The 10,550-nt window shown below is 73.4% G+C and carries 5 protein-coding genes; all 5 read left to right on the top strand.

Annotated features, from left to right (window positions below; all coding sequences use genetic code 11):
* Positions 1-2,068 (top strand): thioester reductase domain-containing protein (locus CCN29_RS30115; protein ID WP_143661408.1); only part of this gene is annotated, 2,068 nt, incomplete at its 5' end.
* A gap of 79 nt (positions 2,069-2,147) precedes the next feature.
* Entirely contained in the window at positions 2,148-3,152 is a 1,005-nt protein-coding gene (gntD, locus tag CCN29_RS30110) for a guanitoxin biosynthesis L-enduracididine beta-hydroxylase GntD (protein WP_031023414.1), read from the top strand.
* A 138-nt stretch (positions 3,153-3,290) separates the two neighbouring features.
* Entirely contained in the window at positions 3,291-5,888 is a 2,598-nt protein-coding gene (locus tag CCN29_RS30100) for an amino acid adenylation domain-containing protein (RefSeq protein ID WP_143661407.1), read from the top strand.
* Positions 5,889-6,198: 310 nt separating this feature from the next.
* Entirely contained in the window at positions 6,199-8,058 is a 1,860-nt protein-coding gene (locus CCN29_RS30095) for an AfsR/SARP family transcriptional regulator (RefSeq protein ID WP_086685691.1), read from the top strand.
* Positions 8,039-10,492: a M28 family peptidase gene (locus tag CCN29_RS30090; RefSeq protein ID WP_006129816.1), complete on the top strand. Its 2,454-nt coding sequence runs from the start codon at positions 8,039-8,041 to the stop codon at positions 10,490-10,492. Before CCN29_RS30095 ends, CCN29_RS30090 begins: the two co-directional genes overlap by 20 nt.
* Positions 10,493-10,550 lie beyond the last annotated feature (58 nt).

The raw sequence follows: 10,550 nt of genomic DNA, 5'->3' as shown, positions 1-10,550 counted from the left end.
GATCGGCCGGCCGATCCCCAACACCCGGGTGCATCTGCTGGACAAGCGGCTCAACCCGGTGCCGCCCGGTGTGCCCGGCGAGCTGTACATCGGCGGCGGCGGTGTGGTCCGCGGCTACGTCAAGCGGCCGGGGATGACGGCCGGCAGCTTCCTGCCCGACCCGTTCTCCGAGGAGCCCGGCGCCCGGCTGTACCGGACGGGGGACCTCGCCCGCTACCGGCAGGACGGCAGCATCGAGTTCCTCGGCCGGGCCGACACCCAGGTCAAGATCCGCGGCTTCCGGATCGAGCTGACGGAGATCGAGAACGTCCTGCTGCGCCACCCGCTGGTCGCCGAGACCTCGGTGATCGCCCGGGAGGACCAGCCGGGCGTGCCGCGCCTGGTGGCGTACGTGGTCCCCGTCGTCGGCCGGGTGGTGACCAAGGAGACCCTGATCAAGCATGTGCTGGCGCAGGTGCCGGACTACATGGTGCCCAGCGCGTTCGTGACGCTGGAGCGGATGCCGCTCACCCCGAACGGCAAGATCGACACGGCCGCGCTGCCCGCCCCGGACCTCGGCATCGAGGACTTCGTGGAGCCGGGGACGCAGCTGGAGGCGGAGATCGCGGAGACGTTCTGCTCGCTGCTGGGCCTGTCCAAGGTGAGCGCGGTGGCCGACTTCTTCGAGCTGGGCGGCAACTCGCTGCTGGTGGCGCGGCTGACGGCGCAGCTGTCCCGGACGCACGACGTGACGCTGCCGGTCGAGCAGATCTTCCGGGTGCCCACGGTGGCCGGCGTCGCCGCGGCCATCGAGGAGGACCGGCGGCAGCGGGACAACGTGGACAGCGAGGTGCTGTACGCGCAGCAACTGGAGGAGCTGCACGCGGAGATCACGCTGCCCGAGGAGATCACCCCCGGGGACCTGCCGCACTCGGAGTGGTTCGCGCCGCGCCACGCCCTGGTCACCGGCGCGACCGGATATCTGGGCGCGTTCCTGGCGGTGGAGCTGATCCTGCGCACGGACGCGCTCGTGCACTGCCTGGTCCGGGCGGAGGACGAGGAGGAGGCGTGGGAGCGCATGGAGGCCACGCTCCGCAAGTACCACGCGTGGGACGAGTCCTACCGGTCCCGGATGCGGATGGTGGTCGGTGACCTGGCCAAGCCGCGGCTCGGCCTGGGCGAGGCGGAGTGGGCCGCCGCCGCGGCCGAGCTGGACGTGGTCTACCACAGCGGCGCGGTGGTCAACTTCACCTACCCGTACGAGGCCGCCCGGCCGGCCAACGTCGAGGGCACCAAGGAGGTGCTGCGGCTCGCCACGACCACGACGCTCAAGTCGGTCCACTTCGTGTCCAGCGTGGACGTGTTCATGGGCACCGGGGCGGAGCGGCCGTTCACCGAGGAGGACCTGGACAGCCGTCCGATCCGCATCCCCACCGGCTACCCGCGCAGCAAGTGGCTGGCCGAGCGGATCGTCTACCTGGCCCGCGACCGGGGCATCCCGGTGACCGTGCAGCGGCCGTGGATGATCACCGGTCACACGCAGACGGGCGCCTCGCACCACACGGACTACCTGTACGTGTACCTGCGGGGCTTCCTCGACCTCGGGGTGCTGCCCCTCTACAACGATGTCATCAACGCGGTGCCGGTGGACTTCACGGCACAGGCCATCGTCTACACGTCGCTGCGGGAGGAGAACTTCGGGAAGAACTTCAACATCACCAACCCGGCGCCCACCACGATGACGCAGTGCTACCAGTGGCTGCGGTCGTTCGGCTACGACCTCAACGTCATCGACGAGGAGGACGCGCGGCAGCGGGCGCTGGGCGTCGACGAGGACCACATCCTGTTCCCGATGACCCCGCTGCTGCGGGTCGCCTCGATGCGGCACGCCGCGCTCGACCCGGAGCTGCAGAAGCAGATCGACCCGCAGGACGAGTGCCGGGTGCTGACCGAGGCGCTCGAGGGGTCGGGCATCAGCTGCCCGCCGGTGACCGAGGAGTGGGCGCACGCCTGCTTCCAGTTCCTGGTCGACGGCGGCTATCTGCCCGCGCCCGAGGACGTCGTCGTCCCGCAGGGATCCGGCAACTGACCGTCAGACCGTCAGACCAAGGAGAGCTCGTGGAAGCACGCCATCGCTCCCGCAGGGACCGACCGGGAGCTGATCACCGATGATCCGATACGTGGACCTGGACGCGGCCGAGGCGGCCGCGCTGGACGAACTGAGCCGCTCGGTCCTGCGGGACCACGGGGCGAGCAGTGCCCCGTCCCTGCTGGACGACCTGTCGCTGGTGGCCCATCGGATGCCGCCGCGTCTGATCCGGGAGCTGCGGCGGTTCCGGACCGCCGAGGAGGCGTCCTGCCTGGTCGTGCGCGGCCTGCCGGTGGACGACCGCCGGCTGGGGCCGACGCCGCTGGACTGGCGGGAACCGCCTCGGGAGCCGGAGTCGGAGGTGCACGAGGTGTTCCTGACGCTGGCGACGGCGCACCTCGGTGACATCTTCGGCTGGTCGACGCTCCAGAACGGGCGGCTGGTGCACGACGTGCTGCCGGTGCCGTCGCACGAGAACGACCAGAGCGGTCATGGAACGGTGGAGCTGGCCTGGCACACGGAGGACGGTTTTCACCCGTACCGCTGTGACTATCTGCTCCTGCTGGGGCTGCGGAACCATGACGCGGTGCCCACGGGTGTGGCCGGCGTCGACGAGGTGGTGCTGAGCGACGGGCACCGTGAGGTGCTGAGCCAGCCCCGGTTCCTGATCCGGCCGGACACCGAGCACCTCCGGCACGCCCGGACGCTCACCGCGGACCGGGGCAGCCCGCACGCGGTGCAGCTGATGGAGGACGAACCGGAGCCGTGTGCGGTGCTGTTCGGGCACCCGGACCGGCCGTATCTGCGGATCGATCCGGCGTTCATGTCGCCGCTGCCGGGTGATCCGGAGGCGGCGGCGGCGCTGGAGGCGCTCACCGCGGAGCTGCAGCGGAACCTGACCGACGTGGTGGTGAGCCCCGGTGACCTGCTGGTCATCGACAACTACCGGGTGGTGCACGGCAGGGCCGCGTTCAAGGCCCGGTTCGACGGCACGGACCGCTGGCTGAAGAAGGCGGTCGTCACCCGGGACCTGCGCAAGTCGCGGGCGCACCGGAAGTCGCCGGCGGAGCGCGTGCTGCTCTGACGGCTTGTGAACACACCGAGGCGACCGGGCGGTTCCCGTCCGGTCGCCTCACCACGACAGCACACCTGAAAGGGAACGAACATGCCTCCGTCGCCCGTGTCCCGGTCCGTGCGCGCCCCAGTCCTGGTGACCGGTCCGATGGATGGTCCTCCGGCCGGGGCGGCCGGACCCGCCGAGCTGCCCGCAGGCGGCCGCGCCGGGCTGACCGCCGGCTGCTGGGTGGTCGAAGGGCCGCTCGATCCGGGGACGCTGCGGGGGCGGATCGCGCGCGGACGCCGGGAGGTTCCGCTCACGGTGCTGGGCCCGGGGAGCGTCGGGACGGACGGTGCCCAGTGGGGCGAGCTGATCCGTGAGGAGACGGCCGCCGCGGAGGCGGAACCGGGCTCGGCCCGCGCGCTCCTGGCCCGGCTCGACGCGGAGCGGTCCCTGCTGGTGGTGGTCACCGAGGACGCGCTGCCGCCGGCGGCGGTGATGCGGTGGCTGCTGACGGACGACGCCCCGTTCCCGGCGGAGGCCGGCGCGGGGTCCGGACGCCTCTCACGGAGCGCCGTCGGGCCGGAGGACGACGGGCGGGCCGGGGCCGCCGAGCGGGGGCCGTCGGGGCTGCCGGACGGCGGTGACCGGGCCTCCGGGTACGCGCGGACGGTACGGGTCCCGGCCGGGCGGGTCGCGTCGCGGCTGCCCTCCGCCGGGGTGCCCGTCGAGGCGTCGCTGGCCGTGGCCCTGGCGGTGCTGCGGGTGCGCTGCGGCGGCTCGCCCGGTACGGGGATCGTCGTCGCGTCCGACGCGCCGGTGGCGGTCGCCCCGCGGGTGGCCGAAGGCGTGTCCGGGACGGTCGCGCTCCGCGCGGGCGGGCACGCGCTCGCCTCGGGTGTCCCGGTCGCCCCGGGGTTCCACGCGGCGCTCGCCGTGGCCCCGTGCGCGGTGACGGAGCCGGAACGGGTCGGCGCGTGCACCGCGTCGGCGGTCCGGCCGCCGGACTCGGTGGCCCACCACGGGCTGCTGGTCGCCCTGGAGGACGAACAGGTGCGGATCGACCACGACACCGGTCTGTACGAGGAGGACGCCGTCGCCACGTTCGCCGCGCGGCTGCTCGCCGTCCTGGAGCAACTGCTCGACGACCGGCCCGTGTACGGGATCGTCGGTGCCGGGACGGCGGAGCGGGCCGCGCTCGCCGAGTGGTCACGCGGTGCCGAGGGTGCGGTTCCCGCCGTCTGTCTGCACACGCTGGTCGAGGAGCACGCCGTGCGGACGCCGGACGCGCCGGCCGTGCTGTGCGGGGAGACCGAGCTGACCTACCGACGGCTGGACGAGGAGGCCAACCGGGTGGCCCGCCTGCTCCGCGCGGCCGGGGTCGGCCCCGGAGGGCTCGTGGCGCTGCTGACCGAACGCGCGGCCTGGTCGGTGACGGCGATGCTGGGCGTCCTGAAGGCCGGCGCCGCCTACGTGCCGGTCGAGCCGACGTATCCGCCCGAGCGGGTCCGGCGCATCCTCGACGACTCGGGCGCCGTGGTGCTGCTCGCCGGCCGGGAGCCTGAGTACGCGGTGCCGGTGCCGGTGCTCCTGGGCGGGGAGGCGGCCGGGCTGTCCGGCGCCCCGCTCGGCGTCCCGGTCGCCCCCGACGACCTGGCATACGTCATCTACACGTCCGGGTCCACCGGGACGCCCAAGGGCATCGGCGTGCACCACGGGGCGATCGTGGCGTCCACGGCTGCCCGTGCGGTGGCCGGCCCGCCGCCCGGCCGGGACCTGGTGCTGCCGCCGCTGTGCTTCGACGGGGCGGCGGGCGGCATGTACTGGGCGCTGACCTCCGGCGGCGCGGTGGTGCTGCCCACCGAACAGGAGGCGCACGACCCGATGGCGCTGCGGAAGCTGCTGGAGTCCGCGGCCGTCACCCATGTCCACGCCGTGCCCTCGCACTACCGGATCGTGCTCCAGGTCGCGGGCCGGGAGGCACTCGCGCGGCTGTCGATGGTGGCCGTGGGCGGGGAGCCGCTCGGCCCGGAGATCGTGGCCGAGCATCTGCGGTTGTGCCCGCAGGCGCCGCTGTTCAACGACTACGGGCCGACCGAGTGCGCGGTGTGGGCCACCACGCACCGCTGCGGTCCGGCGGAGGCGGCCGGGGCGGGCATCCCGATCGGGCGTCCGGTGCCCGGGTACCAGGCGTACGTGCTCGACGGCGGGCTGCGGCCGGTCCCGCCCGGGGTGCCGGGCGAGATCTGGCTCGGGGGGCCGGGGGTGGCCCGTGGCTACCACGGCCGTGCGGCGCTGACCGCCGAGCGGTTCCTGCCCGATCCGTACCGGCCCGGCGGGCGGCTGTACCGGACGGGCGACCGCGGGCTGTGGGGGCAGGACGGGCGGCTGCGCATCCTGGGCCGGGTGGACCACCAGGTGAAGGTGCGCGGTTTCCGGATCGAGCTGGGTGAGGTCGAGGCGGCGGTCCGCAGACATCCGGCCGTCAGCGAGTGCGCGGTGCTGCTGCGGCAGGACGGCGCGGCCGAACAGCTGGTCGCCTTCGTGGTCGTGGGATCGCGTGTGACCGTGCCGGAGTTGCAGCGGAAAATCGCCGAGTCGGTACCGGAGCAGATGCGCCCCCACCGCATCGTCATGGTGCCGCGACTGCCGAGAACACCAGGCGGAAAGGTGGACGCACTGGCGCTTCGCACCCTGCCGGTTCTCAGCCAAGCGGGCACGGCCGATGACCGAACGGGCATCGCCGATAACCGTTCTCGATAAACCGTTCCGTTCAAGCCATCCTTCCTCTCTCGTGGCACACATTGCACTCTTGCGCCGCCACCGGAAAGACTCGGCCAAGGTAACCCCATATGGGCGTTCAGGTTGGGTATAGACATGACAAGTGGAGCTCTGTAAGGTCCCCGTTGGCTGCGATGAGTCCGACACCTGGAGGATGATCTTGCCGATCACCAATGGTTATTCATCTCTCGACACGGGTGGCTCGAGCGAGGGGAAAAACGACCATGTCCGCGATGTTTTCTTTCGCATTCTCGGGCCCTTGGAAGCAGCCGTCCGCGGTAAACCGATCCGGGTGGGCCGCAATCGCCAGTTAACTGTTCTGGCGGCGTTACTGCTCAATGCGAACCGCGTCGTCCCGGTCAATTCGCTCATCGACGCCGTATGGCGTTCCGCTCCTCCCGCCACGGCGGACAAGCAGATCCAGACCTGCGTCTGGCGATTGCGGAACGCATTCGCTGCCGCCGGTGCGCCGGTCGACCTGATCGAGACCGAACAGGGCGGCTATCGCATCCGGCTCGACGAGGACGATCTCGACGCACACGCGTTCGAAAAGGCGGTGCGCCGGGCCCGGGAGCTGACGGCCGCCGGCGACCTGGAGTCCGCTTCCGCCGAATACCAGCGGGCGCTCGCCTTCTACCGGGGCCAGCCGCTCGCCGACATCTCCGGGCCGCTCACGTACGCGGTGGCCGCGCACTGGGAGGAACGCCGCTTCTCCGTCCTCGAGGAATGGCTCGACATCGGGCTCACCCTCGGCCGGCACGCCGAACTCATCAGTGAGCTCAAACCGTTGGTCGCCGAATATCCGATGCGCGAGCGGCTGTGCGCCCAGTTGATGACCGCGCTGTACCAGTCCCAGCGTCGTGCGGAGGCCTTGGCCGTCTACCGCAACAGCCGCATGGCCCAGATCAAGAACCTGGGACTGGAGCCGAGCACGGGTCTTCAGGAACTGCATCAGAAGATCCTGGCCGGTGAGCCGATCGCCCCGCCGGCCTCCGTCGTGGCGCACCAGCCCTGGCCCGGCGCCAAGGTGCCCGCTCAGCTGCCGCCCCGCATCAAGGACTTCACCGGCCGGCGCGACCTGCTCCAGCGCATCACCTCGGACCTGCGCGCGGGCGGCGAACCGCGCGTGGTGGCGCTGGCGGGATGCGGCGGCGCCGGCAAGACCGCCCTCGCCATCCACGCCGGTCTCGCCCTCCAGCAGCACTTCCCCGACGGCCAGCTCTACGCGGACCTGCGCGGGCACACCGACCCCGTGCACCCGCAGGAGGTGCTGCTCGGCTTCCTCGACGCGTTCGGGGTGCCGGAGCAGCGTATCCCCGCGGGTCTCGCCGCCCGCGCCGCGTTGTTCCGCAGCATCACCGCCAGCAAGCGCCTGCTGATCGTCCTGGACGACGTGGCGGAGTCCACCCGTTACGAGGCCCTGCTGCCCAGCGGCGAGAGCGCGGTCCTGTGCACCGGCCGGGCCAGTCTGCTGAAGATCCCCGGCCTGACCGAGTACCGCGTCGACGGGCTGCCCACCGACGAGGCGCTGGACCTGCTCGCCTCCCTGGCGGGCGTGGAGCGGGTCTTCGCCGAGGTCGACAGCGCCCGGCGGATCGTCGAGCTCTGCGGCCACCTGCCGCTCGCCATCCGGGCCGCAGGGGCGCGGCTGCGGGCCCGCCCCCACTGCACCCTGCGCGGCTTCACCGACCGGCTGGCGACATGGCGGGACCGGATCGCCGAACTGTCCATCGGTTCCCTGGACATGGGGGCGCGGCTCGACTCGACCGTGGAGCAGCTGTCGCCGCTCGCCTACCGGTTGTGGCTCCGGCTCAGCATGTGCGACGTGGACTCCGTGCCCGAGTGGATGGCCTTCGCCGTGTCCGACCGCCCCGGCGAGGACACCCAGCGGTTGCTGGACAGCCTGGTCAACGCTCACCTGCTGACGGTCACCCAGGACCGGGCGCCGGACGGCCCCCGCTACTCGTTCAACCCGCTGGTGCGCGACCACGCCCGGCAGCGCGCGGCGACGGAGTTCGGCGCCCTGGCCGGACAGGACGTGGTGGACCGCATCGCCCTCGCCCCGTCCGGGCGGGAGGGCACGGCCGGGATGTCCGGCGCATTGTTACGGCCGGACAAGGAGTGCACGGTCTATGGCACTCAGGCGGTATGACGGGGAGGCGGGCGGCTCCCGCCCCGAGGACCGGAACGCGTCCGCGCCGGCCCGCCTGAGCGATCCCCGCCCCGGTGAGGAATCCCACGACAGCCCCGGACGCCCCGGCGCCGGCCGGACCGGTACGGAGGGGACGCGGCGCACCGCCGGAGGGCGCTGGGTGTTCCCGGCAGCCGTCGCCGTGTTCGCCGCGCTCTGTGTGTCCCTGGTCGCCTGGAACAGCAGGATGCCCGCCGCGCGAGGGCCGGACGCGCCGGCCGGCACCTTCTCGGCGGCCCGCGCCGCCGCGCACGTACGGGAGATCGCCACCGCTCCCCGGCCCAGCGGCTCCGCCGCACACACCCGGGCCCGGGACCACATCGTCCGCACCCTCACCGCGCTGGGCCTCGACACCCGGGTGCACACCGGGGCGGCGGCGTCCCACCGTCCCGACCTCTCCCCCGTCGGCGCCGACTCCCGCTACGCCGACCTGCGGCTGCACAACGTTGTCGCCCGTGTCCCCGGCACCGCGAGCACGCGGCCGGTCGCGCTGGTCACCCACTACGACTCCACCGAGGCGGGGCCCGGCGCCAACGACGCCGGGGTCCCGGTGTCGGTGCTGCTGGAGACGGCCCGTGCGCTGCGGGAGGGGCCGCCCCCGCGCAACGACGTCCTCTTCGTGTTCACCGACGCCGAGGAGAGCGGACTGCTCGGCGCGCAGGCCCTGGTGGCCGAGCCGGGCACGCTGCCGCCGGACACGGTGATCCTGAACTTCGAGGCCAGAGGCAGCAGAGGTCCGAGCCTGATGTTCGAGACGGGACCGGACGCCGGCTGGCTGGTGCGCGCCCTGACCGAGTCGGCGCCGGACGCGCGGGCCGACTCGCTGCTGGACGCCGCGTACCGCTACATGCCCAACCTCACCGACTTCACCGTGTTCCAGGAGGCCGGGCACCAGGGCCTGAACCTGGCCTATCTCGACGGCTACACCCACTACCACGGCACCGGTGACACCCCGGAGCGGGTGGACCCGGCCACCGTCCAGCACCAAGGAGAGCAGGCCCTCGGCCTGGCCCGCGCACTCGCCTCGGCCGACCTGACGCACACCCCGGCCGGGGACTCCGCGTACTTCCGGGCGGGCGGATGGTTCGTCTCCTACCCGCTGGGCGCGGCGCTGCCCGCCGCGCTGGTGACGGCCGGGCTCGGCCTGGCGCTGCTGCTGCGGCTCCGGGCGCGCGGCGTGCTCACCGTGGGTGCCGTCCTGCGGGGGTTCGCCGTCGCCCTCGGGCAGCTGCTGCTCGCCGCCGGGGCCGCGTTCGGCCTGGCGCCCCTGGTCGCGTCGGGACACCCCGAGTTCGCGCACTACTACGACATCGACGGCCAGGTCCCGGCCCTCACCGGGTTCCTGTCGCTCGCCCTGGCCGTCGGCTGCGCGCTCGCGCTGGTCGCCAGGCGGTGGGCCGGCGCCCGGGCGCAGGTGGCGGGGGCCGTGCTGCTGTGGATCGTCCTGTCCGTCGTGTCGGCGGTGCTGCTGCCCGGCGGCAGCCATGTGTTCGTCTGGCCGACACTGGGACTGCTCTGTGCCGCCGCCGTGCTCACCTCGCGGTCCGGGGACACGGCTGGGGGCCGGGTGCTGGCCGCCGCCCTGGGCACGGTACCGGCCGCCCTGCTGGTGTTCCCGCTGGTGCCGCTGCTCACGAACGCCCTGGGCCTGGGGCTCGTGGCCGCGCCGGTGGCCGTGGCGGCGCTGCTCACGGCGCTGCTGCCGGGGGTGCTGCCGGTCCTGCCCCGGCTGCTGCCGGTGACCGCCGCCGTGGTCGCGACGGCGATGCTGGCGGGCGCCGCGCTGCTGCCCCGGGAACCGGAGAACCCGGTACGGGCCGATCTTCTGTACCTGTGGGACGCGGACCGGCGTGCGGGCCACTGGATCAGCGGGGTCCCGGCGGACGAGTGGAGCGACGACTTCCTGCCCGCCGACGCCGAGCCCGGCTCGGTGGAGGACCTCTGGCCGGGCTGGCGGGTGCCGGTCCGGCGGGGTCCGGCCGAGGCGTTCCCACTGCCCGGTCCCCGGGTCACCACGCAGGTGGTCGCGCGGACGGCGGACGGCGGACGGCGGGTCCGGGTGACGGCGGCGTCCAGGCGGGGGGCCGACCAGCTGGTGCTCCTCGTCAGCGGGACCGCCGTCCGCGGCTGGTCCCTGTCCGGGGTGCCCGGGCGGCACGCCGACGACCCGGCCGGTGACGCCCCCTGGGAGCTGTGGATCCGTCATGTGCCGGCGCGGGGCGCGGAACTGGAACTGGAGCTGGGTGCGGGGCCGGCGACCATCCGCGTCGTCGACCGTACGCAAGGTCTCCCCGGGCCGGCGGCCGACGCACCGGACGGCACCCGGCCGCCCGCGCTCGGGGTCGCCTCACTCGGAGAGGCCTCCCTGGCCGCCACCACCCGGACGCTGGAGTGAGGCGGTGCGTGACGTCGTACGGCCGAGGTCGTGCGGCACAAGGGAACCGGGGGTGGCG

The sequence above is a fragment of the Streptomyces pseudogriseolus genome (assembly GCA_002154585.1).
GTDB lineage: Bacteria > Actinomycetota > Actinomycetes > Streptomycetales > Streptomycetaceae > Streptomyces > Streptomyces pseudogriseolus.
Note: the sequence above shows the minus strand (reverse complement) of the source record. Positions and strands in the feature narration are given on the sequence as shown.